This is a genomic window from Marinobacter sp. UBA3604 (assembly GCF_002375325.1).
Taxonomy (GTDB): Bacteria; Pseudomonadota; Gammaproteobacteria; order Pseudomonadales; family Oleiphilaceae; genus Marinobacter; species Marinobacter salarius.
The window spans coordinates 1-21,348 of record NZ_DFMB01000043.1 but is presented as its reverse complement, the minus strand read 5'-3'; the positions used below and the strand labels follow the sequence as shown (position 1 = coordinate 21,348).

General features: G+C 58.2%; 17 protein-coding genes. 10 read left to right on the top strand and 7 right to left on the bottom strand.

Annotated features, from left to right (window positions below):
* The first annotated feature begins 73 nt into the window (after positions 1 to 73).
* The 3 genes from B2590_RS13335 (at position 74) to B2590_RS13325 (ending at position 2,655) form a co-directional block, all read left to right on the top strand.
* The gene (locus tag B2590_RS13335; protein WP_286811389.1) at positions 74 to 667 is read left to right on the top strand and encodes a hypothetical protein; all 594 of its coding nucleotides are present in this window, start codon (positions 74 to 76) and stop codon (positions 665 to 667) included.
* Positions 668 to 762: 95 nt separating this feature from the next.
* Positions 763 to 1,119 carry a hypothetical protein gene (locus B2590_RS13330; RefSeq protein WP_278367680.1) on the top strand — a complete coding sequence of 119 codons (357 nt, stop codon included), beginning with the start codon at positions 763 to 765 and terminating at the stop codon, positions 1,117 to 1,119.
* A 330-nt stretch (positions 1,120 to 1,449) separates the two neighbouring features.
* A complete protein-coding gene (locus B2590_RS13325; protein WP_041332487.1) occupies positions 1,450 to 2,655 on the top strand; it encodes a Fic family protein in 1,206 nt (401 codons plus the stop codon).
* A gap of 62 nt (positions 2,656 to 2,717) precedes the next feature.
* Here the strand turns inward: B2590_RS13325 and uvrD are convergent, their stop codons facing one another.
* Positions 2,718 to 4,883: a DNA helicase II gene (gene uvrD, locus B2590_RS13320; RefSeq protein ID WP_041332486.1), complete on the bottom strand. Its 2,166-nt coding sequence runs from the start codon at positions 4,881 to 4,883 to the stop codon at positions 2,718 to 2,720.
* A 313-nt stretch (positions 4,884 to 5,196) separates the two neighbouring features.
* On the opposite strand from uvrD, the gene B2590_RS13315 reads away from it, so the two are divergent.
* Together B2590_RS13315 and B2590_RS13310 are read left to right on the top strand one after the other, a co-directional pair.
* The gene (locus tag B2590_RS13315) at positions 5,197 to 6,381 is read left to right on the top strand and encodes a hypothetical protein (protein WP_278368398.1); all 1,185 of its coding nucleotides are present in this window, start codon (positions 5,197 to 5,199) and stop codon (positions 6,379 to 6,381) included.
* A gap of 14 nt (positions 6,382 to 6,395) precedes the next feature.
* Entirely contained in the window at positions 6,396 to 6,827 is a 432-nt protein-coding gene (locus tag B2590_RS13310; RefSeq protein WP_081899327.1) for a phosphate ABC transporter substrate-binding protein, read from the top strand.
* Here the strand turns inward: B2590_RS13310 and B2590_RS13305 are convergent.
* On the bottom strand, positions 6,824 to 8,278 hold the full coding sequence (locus B2590_RS13305) for an NAD-dependent succinate-semialdehyde dehydrogenase (RefSeq protein WP_041332485.1): 1,455 nt from the start codon (positions 8,276 to 8,278) through the stop codon (positions 6,824 to 6,826). The two genes, B2590_RS13310 and B2590_RS13305, sit on opposite strands and share 4 nt — an antisense overlap.
* Before the next feature lie 171 nt (positions 8,279 to 8,449).
* On the opposite strand from B2590_RS13305, the gene B2590_RS13300 reads away from it, so the two are divergent.
* On the top strand, positions 8,450 to 9,463 hold the full coding sequence (locus B2590_RS13300) for a histone deacetylase family protein (RefSeq protein WP_036211081.1): 1,014 nt from the start codon (positions 8,450 to 8,452) through the stop codon (positions 9,461 to 9,463).
* 5 nt (positions 9,464 to 9,468) lie between these two features.
* Here the strand turns inward: B2590_RS13300 and thiI are convergent, their stop codons facing one another.
* The gene (gene thiI / locus B2590_RS13295) at positions 9,469 to 10,923 is read right to left on the bottom strand and encodes a tRNA uracil 4-sulfurtransferase ThiI (protein ID WP_036211084.1); all 1,455 of its coding nucleotides are present in this window, start codon (positions 10,921 to 10,923) and stop codon (positions 9,469 to 9,471) included.
* A gap of 162 nt (positions 10,924 to 11,085) precedes the next feature.
* Here thiI and ppnN point away from each other — a divergent pair, with 162 nt between their 5' ends.
* The gene (ppnN, locus tag B2590_RS13290; protein ID WP_091644206.1) at positions 11,086 to 12,480 is read left to right on the top strand and encodes a nucleotide 5'-monophosphate nucleosidase PpnN; all 1,395 of its coding nucleotides are present in this window, start codon (positions 11,086 to 11,088) and stop codon (positions 12,478 to 12,480) included.
* 12 nt (positions 12,481 to 12,492) lie between these two features.
* Here the strand turns inward: ppnN and B2590_RS13285 are convergent, their stop codons facing one another.
* Entirely contained in the window at positions 12,493 to 12,831 is a 339-nt protein-coding gene (locus B2590_RS13285) for a c-type cytochrome (RefSeq protein ID WP_036211090.1), read from the bottom strand.
* A 136-nt stretch (positions 12,832 to 12,967) separates the two neighbouring features.
* Between B2590_RS13285 and B2590_RS13280 the strand changes: the two genes are divergently transcribed.
* Positions 12,968 to 14,071 (top strand): enoyl-CoA hydratase/isomerase family protein, encoded by a 1,104-nt coding sequence (locus B2590_RS13280; RefSeq protein WP_041332484.1) that lies wholly within the window; start codon positions 12,968 to 12,970, stop codon positions 14,069 to 14,071.
* Between the two features lie 18 nt (positions 14,072 to 14,089).
* Here the strand turns inward: B2590_RS13280 and B2590_RS13275 are convergent, their stop codons facing one another.
* The 3 genes from B2590_RS13275 to B2590_RS13265 form a co-directional block, all read right to left on the bottom strand.
* A complete protein-coding gene (locus B2590_RS13275; protein ID WP_041332483.1) occupies positions 14,090 to 14,785 on the bottom strand; it encodes an ankyrin repeat domain-containing protein in 696 nt (231 codons plus the stop codon).
* A 73-nt stretch (positions 14,786 to 14,858) separates the two neighbouring features.
* Positions 14,859 to 17,000: a tRNA(Met) cytidine acetyltransferase TmcA gene (locus B2590_RS13270; protein WP_041332482.1), complete on the bottom strand. Its 2,142-nt coding sequence runs from the start codon at positions 16,998 to 17,000 to the stop codon at positions 14,859 to 14,861.
* Between the two features lie 4 nt (positions 17,001 to 17,004).
* On the bottom strand, positions 17,005 to 17,385 hold the full coding sequence (locus tag B2590_RS13265) for a DUF2237 family protein (RefSeq protein ID WP_041336370.1): 381 nt from the start codon (positions 17,383 to 17,385) through the stop codon (positions 17,005 to 17,007).
* 188 nt (positions 17,386 to 17,573) lie between these two features.
* Between B2590_RS13265 and B2590_RS13260 the strand changes: the two genes are divergently transcribed.
* Together B2590_RS13260 and B2590_RS13255 are read left to right on the top strand one after the other, a co-directional pair.
* Positions 17,574 to 19,904 (top strand): ATP-dependent helicase, encoded by a 2,331-nt coding sequence (locus tag B2590_RS13260; RefSeq protein WP_036211103.1) that lies wholly within the window; start codon positions 17,574 to 17,576, stop codon positions 19,902 to 19,904.
* A gap of 147 nt (positions 19,905 to 20,051) precedes the next feature.
* Positions 20,052 to 21,260 carry an OmpA family protein gene (locus tag B2590_RS13255; RefSeq protein ID WP_041332481.1) on the top strand — a complete coding sequence of 403 codons (1,209 nt, stop codon included), beginning with the start codon at positions 20,052 to 20,054 and terminating at the stop codon, positions 21,258 to 21,260.
* Positions 21,261 to 21,348 lie beyond the last annotated feature (88 nt).

Below are 21,348 nucleotides of genomic sequence, written 5' to 3'. Positions count from 1 at the left end.
CATTGCAGGCCCGGTGGCGGCTTTCCATTGCGCCTTCATCTCCATTTAAGTGCCGCTTAGTTCTGGAGGCAACGTGAAAAAGCCTGATTTGGCAGTCGTTTTCGAAGAAGGGATTCCAGACGAACAGTTTGTCGAATTCAAAGATGCTGTTTCTGCCTCTGGCTTAGATGTTGTCGTCGAATCACGTCCCGCTGCGGGGCCTTACGCCGGAGTGGAGTGGTTCATCCCGACAGCCATAGTTTTCTTCGTTGCAAAATCTTACTTTGATGGGTTTCTGAAAGAGGCTGGCAAGGACCACTACCAACTTCTTAAGTCGAAGCTTTCGAAGACTGCGGCCAAGACCATGCAATCACCGCGGATTGAGCCGGTACTTTTGGGTACCAAGGGTAAGGTTCGTGAAGATAGCCCGTATTCTCTTGCTCTCTCCATCTATGCAGAAGCCAATGATGGGAATACGTTTAAGCTGCTATTGCCCAAGCCCAGCTATCAGCCCGACTACGAGCAGATCGTTTGCTCGTTTCTCAATTTCTTAAACGACTATCACGAGGGGGTGAAGGTGCTAGGAGATATCGGTTTTGACACCAGTATCCAGCCGCCCGGTCGAACAATCCTTGTACATATGAATGAAGGATCCAAACAAATTGAATGGGTTGATCACCGGCAATAGAGAACATAACCAGGCCATGCACCGGTGCCAAAACCTCCACTTCGCTGCGATTTTGCCACCGGTGATGGCAGGCGTTATGAGTGTACGGACCTCCTATGGAAAATGATCTCGTATTAGTGACGCTGGACGCAGAGCAGATCGCCAAAGCGAAAGAGGAAAATGGGAAGCGTAAGCGGATAACCCACGCGCTTGTAGTTGGAAACTACGGGGTTATGTTCGGCACTGAGAAGCAATGCATGAAGTATTACTCGGTCTGGAAGAATATCTTCAAGGACCTATTCGGAAAGTGCTACGAAACTGACCAGTACCATCTCGCCACCTACACCAGTTCCGATAATGTGGTGATGGATCTAATAGAAGAGTCCGATAGACGGAAACCCAAGATAGATTTCATCGAAGAAGCGGTGAAGCGTGAGAAAAAAGGCTTTTGGTCCAAATTGCTTGGCCGCTAAACTCATAATCAGTAGTTGCAGTTCGTTCCGGCCTTCGGCCTCACCTGACGCCCTGTACAGGGCGCCGCTTATCTTCGCGTTCTCCCCAAGTCTGAATGTTCGCTTTGCGACCAAGCCGAGCTCCCCAAGCTTTTAAACACAAGCGAATTTTATTGTAGCTGTTGAATGAGACACGAACCGGACATAAAACCGGACACTGACAACCATTTTTTGGCTCCTCATCTAGGGAAAATGATCGCAGTACGTTGATATTGCAGTTTTCTGACTTACCATTTAGATTCTAGGAACCGGCCATCGAACCGGACAGATCAATTGACGATGAGACGTTCTATGACATCCTGGATGAATGCCGCTCCTTTCGCGCCCACAGGAAGGGTAAAGGCCTACGGAGACCTTCCGGATAGAGTGAGTATTCTAAATCGCGAATCAGCGAAGCTGGCGGGGCATCTCAACCATGAGACAGCCCAGACCATCCGTCGCCACATGGCTGTAATTAACTCCTATTACTCCAATCTGATCGAAGGGAACCAAACGCTGCCACACCAAATCCGTGAGGCGCAGCGTGGTAACTATGACAGTGATCCCACAGCTCGAGATCACCAGTTGGAGTCAGTGGCGCACATTAAAGTTCAGGATTGGATTCGATCCGCTTCTCGGGACTTGGATGAAGTCTTGTCGCCAGAGTTCATCCGATCCATTCACCGCCATTTTTACGCAGATCTTCCCGAGAGACTAAAGGTCGTCAAGGACGAAGACGGAAACGAGCAGAGAGTGGTTGGTGGTGAATTCCGCACCAGTACGGTCTCCATCGGTAGACACATCCCGCCAGATCACCAATACTTGAAGACACTGGTGGATCAGTTCTGTTCTGAGTACAAGAGTCAGCGATACGTCGGTGAAATGCGGATTACCGCTCTAATGGCCGCACATCATCGATTGCTATGGATCCACCCCTTTCTTGATGGGAACGGGCGGGTTGTTCGTCTCTGGACAGATGCGGCGTTGCAGGCGGCTGGTGTTGAAGGGATTGGTGTATGGTGCCTTAGCCGCGGTTTAGCTCGGTCCTCGAGCAACTACAAGGCCAAGCTTGCACATGCTGATTATCCACTGCAGGGCACGGCCGATGGCCGAGGTCCACTGAGCGAAACAGGTTTAACGGATTTCACCCGATTCATGGTCGATACGGCAATTGATCAGGTGGATTACGTCGGAAGCCTGCTTGATCTGAAAGGAATGCAGCAACGCATCGAGAATTATGTCAACGCGCGACGGGACGGCCGTATTGTGGCTTGTCCCGATCCCCTAAAGCCTGAAGCATCGCTTATTTTGTTTCAGGCATTCATTCAGGGCTCTGTCGAGCGGGCTCATGCGTTGCGCCTGGCTGGCGGTCGTGACGGGAAAGACCGGACCGCTCGACGAGCACTTCATCAGTTAAAGGCTGATGGATTACTAAGCGAAAGGAACAACCGCTCCCCGTTAAAATGGGAAATTCCGGAACACGCTGAGCCATTCTATTTCCCAAATCTCTCGTCGTGATGGACGAGTTATTGAAATCTGGCTCCAAGGTTCGCTTTGCCAAACAACGCTGACTCCTGATCTCAGCATGCCTCCAACGGCGCGTAGGCCAACACCAGCCACTTAGCCCCCTCATCAAAGTTCACCTGCACCCGGGTATGGTGGCCAGAGCCCTCGGAGTTCATCACGATACCCTCGCCAAACTTTGGATGGCGTACCCGCTGGCCCAGGCTGAAACCCGTGCCAACGTCAGGTTCCTGGCTGAACAGGCCCTCATTGGGCCGGGCCATCATGGCCGGACGGCTCACCGTATTGCGCAACCGTACTTCCTGGATGCAGTCCCCGGGAATCTCGCGAACAAAGCGCGACAGCGCGTGGAATTTCTCCTGTCCGTACAAACGGCGGGATTCGGCGTAAGTAAGCACCAGCTTTTGCATGGCCCGGGTAATGCCCACATAGGCCAGGCGCCGCTCTTCTTCCATCCGCCCCGGTTCTTCCAACGACATACTGTGGGGAAACAGGCCTTCCTCCACACCGGCCAGGAATACCAGCGGAAACTCCAGGCCCTTGGCGGAATGAAGGGTCATAAGCTGCACGCAGTCCTCATTCGCTTCCGCCTGAGCCTCGCCGGCGTCCAGCGCTGCCTGGGCGATGAATTCCGACAGCGGATCAACGCCCTCTTCCACCTCATAATCCGACAGGGCATTCACCAGTTCTTCCAGGTTCTCCACCCGCGCCTGCCCCTTCTCACCCTTTTCACTGGCGTGGTAATCCTTGAGGCCGCTCAACTCCAGTGTTGTCTTCATCAGACCATGCAATGAGGCATCGTCCACCATCTCCGTCAGGCGTTCGATGATGCCCATGAAGGATTGCAGACCGGTTTTGGCGCGGCCCTTCACCTGCCCAGCCTCCAACAAACGCTCGGCAGACTCCCACAAGGAGATACTGCGCTCCGTGGCGAACGCGCGCATATCCGCCAGGCTCTTGGCGCCAATACCACGGGCGGGAATATTCACCACGCGCTCAAACGCCGCATCGTCCCGGCGATAGTGCACCAGACGCAGATAAGCGATGGCGTTGCGAATTTCCTGACGGTCGTAGAATCGCAGGCCGCCATAAACGCGGTAGGGAATGCCCTGGCGGATCAGGGATTCTTCCAGCACCCGGGACTGGGCGTTGGAGCGGTAAAGAATGGCCGACTCGCTGCGCAGGTTACCCTCGTTGACCCAGCTACCAATGGTGTCGGCGATGTAGTTGGCTTCGTCCTGCTCGTTGAAGGCCGCATACAAACTGATGGGCTCGCCATCCGGGCCATCGGTCCAGAGTTCCTTGCCCAACCGGCCCTGGTTGTTGGCAATCACCGCGTTGGCGGCTTTCAGGATCAGTTGCGTGGAGCGGTAATTCTGTTCCAATCGCACCATCCGGGCGTTGGGAAAGTCCCGCTGGTACTGCTGGATGTTTTCGATCTTCGCGCCCCGCCAGCCGTATATGGACTGGTCGTCGTCGCCCACCACCGTCAGCGGCACACGGTTCCCGGCCAGGATCTGCAGCCAGGCGTACTGGATGGTATTGGTGTCCTGGAACTCGTCCACCAGGATCTGCTGGAAGCGGCTCTGATAGTGGCTCAGTAACTCCGGGCGATGCAGCCACAGCTCGTGGGATCGCAACAACAGCTCCCCGAAATCCACCAGCCCACTCAGGTTGCAGAGCTTCTCGTATTGGCGATAAACCGTCAGCATGGTGCTCGTGAAATGATCGCCCGGATTTTCCTGGATGTGTTCCGCCCGCAGCCCTTCGTCTTTCTGACCGTTGATAAACCACTGCGCCTGTTTGGGCGGCCAGCGGCTCTCGTCGATCTGAAGCTCCCGCATCACGCGCTTGATCAGCCGCAGCTGGTCGTCGCTATCCAGCACCTGGAAGTTCTCCGGCAGGCCAGCGTCCTGGTAATGGGCCCTGAGCAGCCGGTGCGCAATGCCGTGAAACGTGCCGAACCAGAGGCCCCGAGCCGGAATCTGCATCATCTGCTCGATGCGGTAGCGCATCTCCTTCGCCGCTTTGTTGGTGAAGGTCACCGCCAGGATGCCGGTGGGCGGCACCTTGTCCATCTGCATCAACCAGGCGATCCGGTGCACCAGCACCCGCGTCTTGCCACTGCCTGCGCCGGCCAGCACCAGCAAGTGGTCATTCTGGGCCGTCACCGCCTCACGTTGGGCGTCGTTCAGGGCGTCGATAATGTGGGAGACATCCATAGAGATCCGGTCGCTACTGGTTAAATGAACAGGTGCGGAATTATAACAGGAGAAAGGAGGGTTTGCCGGATGTGGGTGTGTTGGGATTACCCGCACACATGTAAGGTACCGATACAGAAAATGTGAACGCTTTTTATGAAACTGGCGTCAACTTGGGTATACTCACCGCCGCGGGTTGCCCGGAAGAACCTTCTGTTCCTCCGCTGGCCACCGTTTTCCCGCACCAGACAATTTGCAGGGGCAAGACATAAGTCCCCTGAAGCCAGGAAGGCGCCCGCATCTTGCGACCAGACATCAAAGGAGATGATGTACGATGTACTCCGTATACCGAAGCACTACCCGCGTTACCTTTACTTCCCTTGCACTGACCGCCACCCTGTCGTTTCCCACCATGGCCGATGACAGCCAGCGAATTGACCAGCTGGAACAACGGCTGGATTCCATGCAGAAGCAGATGACCGAATCGAGCCTGGAAAAGGTTCGCCTTAACGGTTTTTTCAGCACTGGCTATACCCGCGCCAATAATGACGCCGGCTACGGCGAGGCAACGGAACAATCCGACCTCGAAACCCTCAGCCTGTTTGGCCTGCAGAGCACCTTTTCACTGAGCCGAAACACCGACGCGGTATTGCAACTGGTGTCCCGTGGTAGCGAAGACTGGGACACGGAACTGGAATGGGGCTACCTGCGACACCAATTCAGCAATGGCTCCGAACTGCGGGCCGGTAAAATGCGCCTGCCGCTGTTTATGGAATCCGAGACCCTGGAGATTGGCTATGGCCAGCCCTGGGCGCGACCACCCGAAGCAGTCTACGACCCGGTGCCGGTTCGCAGCTATCTGGGCGCCGATGCGGCCTATACCATCAACCTCTCTGGCTCATCCATTCAGACACGCGCCTTTGCAGGACACCTTGACGATGATGCCGCCTCCCTTGGCCAGACCGTCAATGTGGAACTACGCAACATAACCGGCCTGACCGCCAACTGGACCAATTACCTCTGGACCTTCCGTGGCGTGTACGCCCATGCAGAAGCCACCATCGGCGGAACACCACCGCTTGGTGACGAAGAAAAAACCGAGTTCATGGGATTGGGCCTGTCCTACGACGATGGCAGCTGGCTGCTGATGTCGGAACTGACACGGGTTGAGGTGGACGGATTTTACCAGGACACCGACTCCGCCTACATCACGCTTGGCTACCGGGTAAAGGAAGTTACGCCCTATGTAACGGCTTCCTGGGTCGAAAGCCAGGACAACTACGAGCGCGACGGCACGCCACTGGAGGTGCTGGACGTACGTCGCCAGGCCTACAGTCTGGGCTTCCGCTGGGACATGACCACCTCGGTTGCCATGAAGGTGGACTGGACCCACGCCCGGGGCTTTGGCAAAACCACTGGGGGCCTGATTGGCAATCAACTAGATGCCCTGGCCGGCAATCCCGGCGGTCGATTCGACAGCACCGACGTATACACCGTCCGGCTTGATGCCGCATTTTGATCAGGAGGGACACCATGGCGATTCGACGCGTATCCGTGCCTGCATTGCTCATTGCGTTGTGCCTGTTGAGCAGTGTCTCGCGGGCGGAATTGGTGATCATCGGCCACCACGGTGGCCCGGATTCCATCACCGTGCAACAGGTGAAGGACATCTACCTGAACCGCAGCTCACGAATGCCTGACGGCCAGCGCGTGGTCGCGTTCCAGCTTCCAGCGGGCAACAGCATGCGGGATGAGTTCAATGACCTGATCACCGAGCGCAATGACGCCTGGCTGAAGTCGTTCTGGTCGCGGCAGGTTCTGACCGGAAAGGGCCATCCGCCGAGGGAGGTATCCTCGGCGAACAGCATGAAGAGTGTGGTGTCATCCACCCTGGGCAGTATCGGTTACCTCGATTCCACCCTGGTGGATGATTCCGTTAAGGTCCTGTTGACGCCGGAACCTTAAAACCCGCGCGGAACGGTCTGGGCCTCGACGAATTCGAACAGGCCTTCCAGGCCGCCTTCGCGACCAGTGCCGGACGCCTTCATGCCCCCGAACGGCGCTTCCGGCGTGGGACCGGTACCGGTGTTCCAGCCGCAATGACCAAAACGCAGCCCGGCGGCCACCCGCTGGGCGCGCTCCGCGTCGGCCGTGAACACGTATGACGCCAGGCCAAATTCGGTGTCGTTACCGGCATCGATAACCTCGTCCTCAGTGCGGAAGGTGGCCATGGGCACCAGCGGCCCGAAGGTTTCCTCGCGGGAGCAGCACATGTCCCGGGTCACCCCGGAAATGACCGTCGGCGGGAAGAACAGGTGGCCATCCCCAAGGTCTGCCGGCATTTTGCCTGCCACCAGTTCACCACCCCGCTCAAGGGCGTCTTCCACGTGGCGCTTCACCTTATCAAACCCGGCTTTGTTAATCAGCGGGCCGAGGTCAACGTCTTCCGTCAAACCATTACCCACGGTCATGCGATTGACCCGGTCGGCAAGTTTCTGACCGAATTCATCCACCACTTTCTCGTGAACGAAAATCCGGTTGGCGCAGACACAGGTCTGGCCGCCGCCCCGGAACTTGTTGGCGATCAGGTTATCAGCAGCGGCATCCAGGTCTGCATCTTCAAAGACAATAAACGGTGCGTTGCCACCCAATTCCAGGGCCAGTTTCTTCACCTGATCTGCCGTATCCAGTATCAGCTTGCGGCCCACTTCGGTAGAGCCGGTGAAGCTGAGCATGGGCACGTCAGGGCTTTCGCACAGCACCTTGCCGATCACACTGGCTTTGCCCATAACCAGGTTGACCATGCCGTCTGGCAGGTCGACGTGTTTGTCCATCAGCGCGAACAGCGCAATCATCGTCAGCGGCGTCTCACTGGCCGGCTTGATCACCGACGGGCACCCGGCCGCCAGGGCGGCAGACAACTTCTTGGCGATCATACCAATGGGAAAGTTCCAGGGCGTGATCAGGCCGGTAACACCAACCGGGCGGTAGTGCACTGTCCAGGTACAGTCTTTCGGCTTTTCGGGAATGGTATGGGCGTCCAGCGCCTGAATGTGTTTGGAGCAGTAATCGAAGAACCCGGCGGCGTAATCGACCTCACCCTGAGCTTCCTTCAACGGCTTGCCGTGCTCCATGCACAGAATGCGGCCCACTTCCTCTTTATTGGCCCTGAGTGCATCACGAATATCTTCCAGCCACTTGCGACGGGTTTCGATGGAATAGGGACTGGTTAAACGAAGCGCAGACTTGCCCGCTTCAACGGCCTTGTACACTTCACTTTCGGACATCGATGCCACACTGGCAACCACCTCACCCGTGGCCGGGTTATAGACATCGAAGGTGTTACCGTCCGGCGATTCAGACCAGCGACCGCCGATGTAGCCAGTCAGCTTGGGAAGCAGTGGTGACTCGATCATCTCGGCTCCTTTTCACAATGTTCTCGGATTGTATAAATTGGGGTTTGCGTCAGTGTGATATGTCTCTCATAGTGGATGCAGAAACCGCCACTGTAAAGTCAGACCATGGTGTTTTGACCAGCGCCGGCGGGGGCCTATACTCGAACCATGTCATTATCAGGAGGCAGGAACATGAAGGCGTTTTTTCATCCCGCGCAGGACCAACATCTTCCCAAGACCTACTTCACCCGCGGCCAGATGCGTCAGCCCCAGGAAGTTCCTGATCGCACCGCTCAGATGCTGGAAGGCCTGAAGGCCATGGGCATTCCGGTGTTGCAGCCGGCAGACCAGGGTGCCGGTGCAATTTCAAAGGTCCACGATCTGGGCTATCTGCGCTTTTTGGAGTCTGCCCACCGGCGCTGGGCAAAGATGGAAGACTGGGGTGACGAAGTGATTTCCAACATCTTCGTCCGATCACCAAATGCCCTCAAAGGCATCCTGGCGGAAGCTGCACGCTACCAGGCCGATGGCAGCTGCCCCATCGGAGCCAACACCTGGGATGCCGCCTACTGGTCGGCCCAGACAGCGCTCGGCGCCGCTGACGCCCTGGTTGCCGGTGAGCGCCATGCCTATGCGGTGTGTCGCCCACCGGGCCACCACGCCCGAAAGGACGCCGCCGGCGGCTTCTGCTACCTCAACAATGCCGCGATTGCCGCAGAACATTTGAAACCCCGTTATCCCAGGATAGCCATACTGGACACCGACATGCACCACGGCCAGGGCATCCAGGAAATCTTCTATGACCGCAGCGATGTTCTCTATGTCTCGATTCATGGCGACCCCACCAATTTCTACCCGGTGGTCAGTGGCTATGAGGATGAGCGCGGTGAAGGCGAGGGACTTGGCTACAACATCAACCTACCGATGCCCCACGGCTCCTCGGAGGAAGATTTCTTCGCCAAACTGGATGAGGCACTGGCCGCCATTCGACTGTTCCAGCCAGACGTGCTGATACTTACCCTGGGATTTGACATCTACCACAACGACCCCCAGGCCAAGGTATCAGTGTCTTCGGAGGGCTTCTGTCGCCTCGGTTCCGACATCCGTCGCACCGGCCTTCCCACACTGGTTGTGCAGGAAGGCGGCTATGACCTGGAAGCCCTGAGTGCCAACGTGCAGCAGTTCTTCAAGGGGCTGGAAGGGTAACCATCTCAGTTCGCCGGGGCATACACCTTGATATTGGTGTGGCCCTCGGCTTTCAGGTGGCAGGCATGCATGCGGCTCATGGTGCCGCGGTCACAGTACAGCAGGTACTGCTTGTCGTCCGGCATCGACTGGATTCGCTCATTCAGTTCGTAGAACGGTATCTCCACCACCTGATTGCTGGTGAGCTGCAGGGGTGACTGCTCTCCTTCCGACGGGTGGCGCACGTCAATAATCACATCGTTCACAGCCGGTGTATGTACAAGCTCAACCTCTTCTGGCGTCCGGGTGGTTTCCAGAAGGCGGTTGACCGGCGTGTCCTGACGGCTGGCGATGGCCTGCTCCAAAACCCGGGTGTCCATAGCGGCTTCATCTTCCTCCACCCGATGCAGCTTGGCGCGGGTGGCCGGTTTACGGGAAATCACACCGCAGTACTCCGGCATGGTTCGAGCAAACGGCTCAGTACCTATGTCCCGGGCGATGTTGATAATGGTTTCCTTGTCCATGGAAATCAGCGGCCGCAGTACCACCTCGTTACTGGCCCGGTCCACCACGTTGAGGTTTGACAGGGTCTGACTGGACACCTGCGCCACGGCATCACCGGTCACCAGCCCCGCGGCATTATTGGCGGCCGCAATGTCAGAGGCGGCTTTCAGCATCTGGCGCTTGAGCACCACCCCCCAATGGCGCTGGTTGACTGAACGCATGATTTCAGCGACCACGCCTTCGAAAGGTACGGAAATGAACTTGGCACCATGGGAGGCGCCGTAACGATCCCACAGGTAATGCACCACCTGGCGCACGCCAATTTCATGGGCGGGACCGCCCAGGCTGAAAAACAGGAAGTGGGAGCGAAGCCCCCGACGCATCATCAGGTAGGCCGCCACCGAGGAGTCATAACCACCGGACACCAATGTCATCACCGTTTCCACCGCGCCCAATGGGTAGCCGCCGGCACCACGATGTTTGCGGTGCGCAATGTGATAGTGATCCTCATGGACCTCAATGCGCACTTCAATATCCGGATTGCGAAGGTTTACGCCCTCGGGCTCGGAAGCCTCAAAAAGGGCGGCGCCGACAAAGCGCTCCAAATCAATCGAGCGAAACCCGTGATTACCGTGGCGGCGAACCCGAACCGCAAAGGTTTTGCCGCGGATACGGTCTGCGTAGGCTGCTACTGCCTGCTCCGCCACGTCGTCCATACTTATCCAGGGAAATACACCTATCTCCTGGATGGTCGAAATACCCGGAATACGGCCCAACTCATCAATCACCGGGCCCGCAAGGCCGCGCCCATCCGGGATGGCCACATCAACCCTGTCCCAGGAACCCTCAACGTGGATATCGTCGTCCAGGCGTGCCAGCAGTTTGCGAATATTCTGCCGCAGGTGCCGCATCTGTTGCCGGCGAACGGGTTTGCTCTTGATGGCCACTTCGGCGGCGGGGCGTATAAGGAGTTTCATAAATCGGACGTCTGTCGGGTAGCGTAATTACAGTAAAGCGCTTAGTGTAACGGTTTCGCCGTTTGCCTCAAAATCAGGCATTCCCGATACTCGCTATACTCATATAAAAAGGCATCGCCCTGACGCCAGGGGCCCGCAGAACATTCAGGAGCTTTTGCGTTCATGACCGAATCCACCATCAATGCCCTGGTATCTCCAGAAGGCAGCCTGGAAATCCTCTCCAACTTTGAAGTCAACCGGCTCAAGGACCGAAGCGAAGGGGGGCTGTATCGGCTGTTCCGGCAATGCGCCCTGGCCGTGCTCAATACCGGTGTTGAAACCGACGACTGTAAAACCCTGATGGAAGCCCATGCGGATTTTGACGTTCGCCTGGTGCCACAGCCACGGGGTCTGAAACTGGAGCTGGTCAATGCACCCGCCCACGCCTTCGTGGACGGGCAAATGCTGCGCGCCATCCGCGAACACCTGTTTTCGGTATTGCGGGATATTATCTATTCCTACTCAATCCCCCAGTCCGCGGTCGGTCTTCGCCGGGACGACCCGGAAGGCATCACCAACCTGATTTTTCACATCCTCCGTAACGCCCGTGTACTACAGGCAGGGCGTCATCCGGACCTGGTGGTGTGCTGGGGTGGCCACTCCATCAACGAGCGCGAATATCAGTACAGCAAGGAAGTGGGCCACCAGCTTGGTTTGCGGGGATTGAGCATTTGCACCGGTTGCGGCCCCGGCGCCATGAAAGGCCCGATGAAAGGCGCCACCATTGGCCATGCCAAACAGCGGGTGAAAAACGGCCGTTACATTGGCCTGACGGAACCGGGCATCATCGGTGCCGAAGCGCCAAACCCGATCGTCAACGAGCTGGTGATCATGCCGGATATCGAGAAACGCCTCGAAGCCTTCGTTCGGACGGGCCACGGTGTGATTGTGTTCCCCGGTGGTGTGGGTACCGCAGAGGAAATCCTCTATCTGCTCGGCATCCTGCTGCACCCGGACAACGCCGACCTGCCCTTCCCGGTGGTCTTTACCGGCCAGCAGGAAAACGCGGAATACTTCGAGATGATCGACCAGTTCATTCGCAACGCGCTGGGCGATGAAGCCGCCAGCAAGTACGAAATCATCATCGACGACCCGGACAAAGTTGCCCGCACCATGAAACAGGGCATGAAGGACGTGGAAACCTTCCGCCGGGCCATGCAGGACGCCTACTATTTCAACTGGATGCTGAAGATCGACCCGGTATTCCAGATGCCGTTCGAGCCCACCCATAAAAGCATGCGGGCGCTGGCGCTACACCGTGACCAGCCGGTTCACCTGATTGCCGCGAATCTGCGCAAGGCGTTCAGTGGAATCGTCGCCGGCAACGTCAAGGAAAGCGGCATTCGCCACGTGCAAGCCAAGGGGCCATTTGAAATTTCCGGCGATCCGGAGCTACTGGCACCCCTGGAAGCGATGCTGAAAGAGTTCGTCGCCCAGGACCGGATGAAACTGCCCGGTTCCGGTGCTTACGAACCCAGTTACCGGATTATCAGCGAAGCAACGCCCGCCACACCCTGACGATGATGGGGATTACTCCCCACCATCCGCCGGAAGGCTGGCGTAATAAGCGGCCAGGTTGGCAATGTCCTCATCGCTGAGGCCCGCCGCCTGGCCCTGCATGATGGCGGCCTGGCCACCGTTGCGCTGCTTGTTCTTGTACGCCTTGAGCGAAGACACGAGGTATTGTTCGTTCTGTCCTGCCAGGTTGGGGTAACCCGGAATGGCCGCGATGCCATTCTTGCCATGGCAGGCTGCGCACACGGCGGCCTTGGCTTTACCGGCCTCAGCATCACCAGCGGCGATGGTAACGGCGGGAGCGGCAGCCCCCAACACGAACACGGCGGCCAGGGTGTGGTATTTCAGTCTCATTGGTTTTACCCTCTCATCGTTTTATAGCCCGACAGGATCCTGCCGGTGCGCAAGTTGCACGAATTTATAGCACAGCAAGAACAAAGCTCAAATGTGATGGATCAATAATCACCCCATTCGATGCGGAGAAGTCGACATGCCCATTCAGGTTCAGGAAATCGCGTGCAGGGAAGGCAACATCGGCCTGATCACCCTGAATTCACCGGCCACTCTGAACGCCCTGTCCGCGTCGATGATCCACGAAACCCAGGCCGTACTGGATCAGTGGGCCGACGCTGACCACATCAGCCTGGTTATTTTCCGCGGCGCTGGTGAACGTGCGTTCTGCGCGGGCGGTAATATCCGCGAACTTTATGGCGCCCTGTCCGGCGACGAAGATCCGGACGCACCGGCCGAGTTCTTTGCCAGCGAGTATCGCCTGGACTATACCATTCACTGCTTCCCCAAACCGGTGATCGCCATTGGCCACGGCGTGGTGATGGGCGGGGGGCTTGGCATTTTCTCCGCTTGCCGCTACCGCTTGGTAACGCCCGATGTCACATTGGCCATGCCGGAGATCACCATCGGCCTGTTTCCCGATGTTGGTGCAAGCTGGTTCCTCAATCGGCTGCCAGGCCGCATCGGTCTGTTCATGGGGCTGACCGGAGCCCGGCTGAACGTCTCTGACGCGTTGAGGGTTGGCCTGGCCGATATGGCCATCCTGCCAGATCAGGTGGAATCATTGATCGAGCGGTTGCAGGAGGAGCGCTGGACCGGTGAATCAGCGGCTGATGACAACCGCCTGTTCCGGCTCGTCAAGCAACTTGAGCATCCGGACTACCGGGCACTGCCAGCCAGTGAACTGGCGCGCCATGAGCAGGACATCGCCAGGCTCAGCGCAGGCGATGAACTCCCGGCCATTGTTGAAAATCTCATGGCGGCGGAGATCGACAGCGACTGGTGGCAAGGCTGTGTGAAAAACCTGCGCGGCGGCTGCCCGGTTACCGCCTGGCTGGTCTGGACCCAGCTAAAGAAGGCACAGCAAATGTCACTGAAGGACGTCTTCCGGATGGAATACACCATGGCCGCCCGCTGCACCCAGCGGCCAGATTTGCGGGAGGGTATCAGAGCCAGGCTGATCGACAAGGATCACAAGCCCACCTGGTCATTCCCGAGCGTCAGCGACGTGCCCGACACAGTGGTTGAAGAACACTTCGAGCCGGAACTGGACGACAGCAACGACCCCATGGCACTGAGCTGAACGGGCCGCAAGCCCGCATCATAGCTCGGCGCCGGCCTGGATCAGCAACATCTCGATATCCCGGTTGTTGCTGGCACGCGCCAGATCCAGAGCCGTTCGCCCATCGCTACCGCGATAGTTGACGTCTGCACCCGCCGCCAGCAGCATCTCGGCGGTCAGTAAATCCCCGCCTTCGACAATGTGCATCAGCAGCGAGTGGCCACCCTGATTCACATTGACGTTCGCCCCGGCGGCCAACAGTACTTTCACCACGGAAAGATGACCGTTACGGGCTGCGCGGATCACCGGCGTTGTACCCTCGCCGTCCGATGCATTTACGCTGGCGCCGGCCGACAACAACAGTTGCACGATCCGACGATGGCCATCCCCTGAGGCGATCATCAGTGGCGTGACACCACTTGCCGTGGCCAGGTCCGGCGCTGCACCTTCGCTGAGCAGGAACCAGACAATTCGGTCCTCGCCTGCCCTGACCGCCGCCGAGAGCGGCGTGCCGGCCTCAGTCAGTGTGTTCAAAGACATGCCAGAGGCTGCAAGCGACTTGGTTCGTTCAAGGTTTCCGTTGCTGACCGCCGCCATCAAGGGCGTATCCGCCACCGACGCACGACGCTGCTCAAGGTTGGATGGATCTGTGCTCGTCGCACACGCTGTCATCAGCGCGCTTGCGACCAGGACGGCCAGAAATCTCACGAGGATGGTGCCGGTTCCCTGGGCCATGGTGATTCAGTCTCTGTTGATTTATTTTTGCGGATATTCTGGTCAGTCGTCGGCGGCAATGAAAGCGAGCGGTTCACAAGTCCGGCCGGTTCTGCAAAATATCGCCCACCAGAGAGCGCAATTCCGCTTCGCCTGCCTCCCGGCCCACGCATTCACCGTTCGCCTGCAACTCGGGCCACGACCAACCCTGTAGCACCGCCCTGGCCCAGAGGGAGCGCGAACGTTCGTCAGCCATCCCGTTGACAACGCCTGCTTGCAATGACAGCCGTCTCAGTACCGGCAAGGCCAGATCGAAGCCCCGATAGCCATGGGCAAAACTGTGCAGGTCCCTGAAATCATTCTCATTGAGCGGTCTGTCAGCGGGAAGGCCGCAGGTTATCCGCAGAATCAGCTCCGGCTCTGCGTCTATCCAGTTGCGCGGCACGAGGGTGAGCCAGTGCTCCGTCAACCTGCCACGCAAATGATCTGTCAGCGCCTTACCTTGCGCAGACACCCCGGCAAGCAACTGCAGGGGATACTCGCCGCTGCTGGCTTCGCGCTTCAGCCCGAGCCGAACCGGCTCCAACCCGCACCGCTGCCAGAACGACAACAACCCGGCGTTACCGCCGAAACTGGTACCGATACCGTCCAGCCCCTGCTTGCACGCATAATCATTTGCAGCCGCCACCAGTGTCTGCCCCAGCCCCTCACCGCGAACCTCGGCACTCACGGCAATCCGCACGATGCGCAACAGACTCTGGCAGGCTGCTTTGGCAAATCCACTGTGGGTCGCCAGGGACTGGGGCAAGAGATGCCCCCGCAAGCGGCGCTTGCCCAACATGACCTGCTCTGCAAGCTCGCTGTCCAGCCCCCCTTCCACCGTCGCCCATAGCACGCCGACCAGAACACCACCCCGGGTCAGACGCCAACTCACCGCGGCCGGATCGTCCATCCACTGGCGCAAGTCACCGGGTGAGGTCCGGTAGTGGGCATCCACCAGCAAACCGAAGGCCTCCTCCAATTCATTGTCTTCTGCGGTACCCGGGTTCCAGCGTTCAACGGCGATATTCACTTCGTCATCACTGACGGGTGGTGCCTGGGCATCCAGCAAAAACATCCGACGCGTCAACGGCTCCAGGGGGTCAGAGGCAGACCATCGTATGGGCGCCGTAAGCGATGTGTTGCGCCAGTGAGGCGTTTCGGCATCCAGCACCGAGCGAAAACGGATGGCAAAGCCTCTACCGGAACCTTCATAACCGTGCACCGTGGAAGCGTAAATCACCCTGGGCCAACCCAGCAGTATCCGCTTGAGCAGGTCTGCCGGTACGGCGGCGGCTTCATCCACCATGATCACTTCCGCCTCCGGCTTTTCAGCAAGCAGCCGGTCCAGGGGCCAGAACTCCAGCCGCCCCTGATCGCCCACCGCAACATCGCCCGTGCCCATGTCAGGATCAGAGGCCTGCCCGCTGGCCAGGCGGGCGTGGTGAAACAATGTTTTCACCGCATCCGGCCCGGGCGCCGTCACAACCACGCGCCGCCGCCCTTCATTCAGAAGACGAACCGCCGACAGGCCCAGTGCCGCAGACTTACCCCGCCCCCGATCCGCCGTCGCCACCAGCGGTCGCCGCCGCCGCCCAAGCCCCGTTCGAACAACCTCTTCCACAAGCGCACGCTGGTCATCGGTGGCGCCTACCCGGAAGGCATCGCGGGGTGGTTCAACCGTTGGCAGTGGCGGCTGAGGGTCAACAGACGGGGTGATACGAATACTATCGGGATCACCGGCAACAACCCCGGCCAGACGAGCCGCAAACGAATACTGACCGGCTCCGTCCAACCCGGTACGCCGGTAATCCGGATCGTCGAAATCGCCCCATTCTTCCAGCTTAGGCATCAGCCAGAAAAACAGACCACCGGCCGCAAGGGTTCCCGACAACGCCGCAAAACCGTCTGGTGGATTCCCCCGCCAGCCATCCCAGACCACGCAAGCCAGTTCCTGCCCCAGCCAGCGACGTCCCTCGACCGGTTTGATCGAAGTCAGCGAGGATTCGGGCTGATCCTCAACCGGCCCGGTCCAGACGCCTGGCGCTATCGACAATACTGGAAGAAGTTCACGCAGCCACGTAAGAGCAGCTGCCCGCTCACCTTCCAGAACCACCAACCGCCGATGTCCGGCAGCCCGCAACCCGGCTTGCAGCTCCTGCCACCCGGCCAGATCAGGCCCGATTTGATCCGCCATCCACTCAGCTCAAATCCACGGAGTGACGTTTAAGATCTTCCAGCTTTGAATACTTCAACGCTGAACGATGCGTCGCACGCAACTTCACACGCGGCGCACTATCGGCCTCAAACGCCTCCTGCCAGCGGGATGCACACAGGCACCAGGAATCCCCTTCTTTCAAACCGGGGAAACCAAATTCAGGTCTTGGTGTACTCAGATCGTTACCCTGAGCACTTGAATATTCCAGAAAATCATCTGTGACGACTGCACAGACAACGTGGGCCCCCAGGTCATCCGGGCCAGTGTTGCAACACCCATCCCGATAAAACCCGGTTTCCGGATCTGTACCACAAATTTCCAACTTCTCACCCAGCACGTTCACCGGTTCTGCAGTTGTAGCCATAACATCATTCTCCAAATTCAGAGGGAGGGTTTGGGGGTTCTCTTCCAAAACTGTGCGGAGCCATGGATGGCGGAGCCCAAGCGCCACATGGATGTGCTTGAGCGTGTTATGGAAGAGAACCCCCAAACCCTCCTGCACCCAATATGCGGTCAATCCCGACGAGCAGAAAAGCAAAAGTTATCAGGATTATGCGGCACCAGTATCAGCACTACCAGTCGCCGGGTACAATACACAGCATGTCGCCCCCACCCCAAATACCTGAAACCTCCAATCTGCCCGATTACCTCACTGATGAGCAAAGGGCCATCATCACCGCAGGTTTTGAACATGCGGTAATCACCGCCGTGGCGGGCAGTGGAAAAACGTCCACTCTGGCCTGGCGCATCCGCTATCTGCTGGAACAGGGGCATGATCCGAACCGTATGCTGGTGTTGATGTTCAACCGCGCTGCGCGGGTGGACTTCGAACACAAACTTCAGGACGTAACACGTAATCTGGGCCTGGCGACACCTGAAATTCGCACCTACCACGCCATGGGGTTACGGCTTTACAAACGGTTCGTGCGGGAGGGTTTCCTGCCCGGGTTTTCCGACAAGATCCTCACCGACCAGGAAATCAGCTATCAGGCCTGGCAGCTTACGCGGCGATTGGCGCCCGAGGACCTGGCCGACGAGATCCGCCGCAACAAGAAAGACTTTGTCGAAACCGCCGTTAACTTCATCGACCTGGTGAAAACCACCCTGTCCCCGGTGGACATCGTCTTTGAGGAACTGGGCTATTCCGACAAGCACCGCTACCTGATCGACCTGTTCCACAGTTTCGAACAGTGGCGCAAATCCCAGAGCCGCATCAGCTACGCCGACATGCTCTACGAACCGGTGATGGCCATTCACCAGAACCCGCCCTTACAGCGCCTGGTCGGCAACAAAATGGACCTGGTACTGGTGGATGAGTATCAGGACACCAACGAAATCCAGCATCTACTGCTCAGATACGTGGCCGGTGACCGGGCACGGGTGACTGTCGTGGGCGATCCGGATCAGACGATTTACGAGTTCCGGGGCGCCAGACCCGATTTCATACTCAGGCGTTTCAGCGAAGAGTTTGAAAGCCCACTGGAGCAGACCCTGAGCTATACCTTTCGGTACGGCCATCAGGTGGCTCTGCTGGCCAATCACCTGATCTGTCACAACACCGGTCGCAAGGATGTGCTCTGCCATTCCCATCCAACCACACCTGAGACCGGCATCACCCTGCACCAGCAGGAAAACGACAGTGATCTCGTCCTGAAACTACTGCAACCCATGGACGACGAAGCGCTCGCCAACACGGCGATCCTGTTCAGGGTGTGGAGCCAGAGTGTTCCTATCGAATTGAAATTGCTCGCGCGACAAGTGCCCTACCGCATCGACGCCGGGAAGGGAGCCCTGTTCAGTCGCGAGGTTCAGGCCATCACCAGCCTGTTGATGGTGGTGTCGGGCCGGATTCGCAATCTGCCTGATGAAGACCGGCTTGATATTGCCCGGCAATTGCTGCGCTTCCCCCATGTGGGCCTCAAGGAGCCCGAGCTCGAACAGCTGGCACGCTTTCTGGCTGGGTTCGGCGAGGGCTGGCACGAGCGGCTGCTGGCCATGGACTTTGACGCACTGGCCCCCATGGCGGCCAAAAAGCTCCGCAAGCTGGGGGAAACACTGGCACAGCTGGAGCGCTTCAAAGGCTCAGTGGCAGACCTGATATCCCGCTACGCGGAGGAAACCGAACTCTACGAGGGCATTCGCAGCCTGGCACTGACCCATGAAACCGCGGACGAACGCATCGAGACCATCCGGGGCTTCCGGCTGTACCTCTCGGGACTCGATGTCAGCATTGACGGCGCGCTGGAACACCTCAAGGCTCTGAAGAAACAGGCGGGTGAAAATCGCCATGGCGGCGCCTTGCTCTCCACCATCCACCGCACCAAGGGCCTGGAATGGTCGACCGTTATACTGCCGGGACTGCAGGAGAAGTACCTGCCCTACAGCCCCCGAGCCCAGGACGACCCCAAGGCCTTCCTGGAAAGTGAACGCCGCCTGCTCTATGTGGCCATGACCCGAACCCGGGAGCAACTACACCTGATCACCCGGCCATTCGGAGAAAAAAGACACCTTGACGGCGACCAGGGCCCAAGCCGGTTTGTCGATGAGTTGTGCTTTCCACTGTCCCAAGAGTTTGGCCAGTGGCTGGACGGGCGTTCCTGCGACAGCGCTGACGCACTGACAGCCACCGTACCACTGACGTCGACCGGTCTTCGCTATGCGCACCTTCAAGGCGTCACATTGCAGACAAGTACGGAAGCAACGGCCGAGGAGACGACACCGCTCTGGGCAAGAAACCGTCTCAGCCATGCCATCTTCGGGCCGGGCTCAGTGACGGGGGAGGACGAACGGTCCTTCGAAGTCGCTTTCGACAACGGTGACACCCTGAATTTCAGCAAGAAAAGTGCCCACCTGTATTTTACCGCCATGTCATCAAGGGCCTGAGTACAATTGCGGACGTAACACTGGCCCTCTTTTTTTGTTTTTTTGAATCCCCTGACTTAAATTTCACGTAAGTACGCTGCAGCAATGCTTTATGCGAAAGTACGACATGAGTACTTTTTACAACGATAATTGAACAGGAGGTTCTGCATGAATATCATGCGCCCACTGGCCATTGCGGCCCTGACGACATCCCTTGCGACCCCCGCACTCGCCGAACGCGAGCAAACCATTTACCTGAACCCGTTTGCCGGCTTCCAGCTGTTTGACGACAAGCGCGACCTCAGTGAAACCGGCACCCTGGGCATTGGCGCGGAATTTCGCTTCCACCCCAACTGGGCCGTGGAAGGCGTCTATTCCAAGGCGGATGCCGATCGGAAGTACGTCAATGGCAGTAGCGACTTTGAAGAATATCGACTGGACGGCCTCTATTACTTTGCCGGCCAGGATGAAGCCTGGAATCCGTATGTCTCGGCCGGTGCCGGCCACGCGGACTTCGGCGACGATGTGCTGAGCTACCAGACAGCAGGTTCCAATCACGACGAAACCCGCGTCAACGTCGGGGCGGGCTTCCGTTACAACGTCAGTGACAGCGTTTCCATTCGCGCGGACCTGCGCGAGTTCCATGGCATTGACGAAAGCACCTTCGATACCCAGGCAACCCTTGGCCTGAGCTTTGCCTTCTCTCGCACCGTCGCGGACTCAAAGCCCTCACCACGCAAAGCCGCAGACAGCGACAACGATGGCGTGCCGGACAACCGCGATCAGTGCGCCGGAACACCTGCAGGTGTGAACGTTGACAGCAATGGCTGTGAGCGTGACAACGACGGTGACGGTGTCGCCAACAGCATGGACCAGTGCCCCAACACACCGGCGGGCGCCAGCGTCAACAGCCGTGGTTGTGAACTGGACAGCGACAACGATGGCGTGGTGAACAGCGCGGACCAGTGCCCCGGTACGACTGCAGGCGCAGACGTGGATGCCATGGGTTGTGAAGGCGTGACAGAAACCGTCGAAACCATCGAGCTGAACGTACAGTTCCCGACCAACAGTTCGGTGATCGGCAATGCCTTCGACAATGAAATTCGCCGCGTCGCCAATTTCATGCTCGAGTATCCGGAAACCAACGTGGAAATCGCCGGTCACAGTGACAGCATTGGCGAGGCGGAATACAACCGCTTCCTGTCCCAGCGCCGTGCCGAGGCAGTTGCCACCCGGCTGACCGATGCCCTGGGCATCAGTGAGGACCGTGTGAATGCCGTTGGTTACGGTGAGTCCGAGCCGGTTGCCAGTAACGAGACCGCTGCTGGCCGCGCGGAGAACCGTCGGGTTGAGGCTCGCATTCAGGTTCGCCGTTAAGCGTCGACGTTGATCCTGTACAGACATACTGTGCAGATCAGCTCAACGAAAAGGCGCCTTCGGGCGCCTCAGATTGCTGACAAACCCT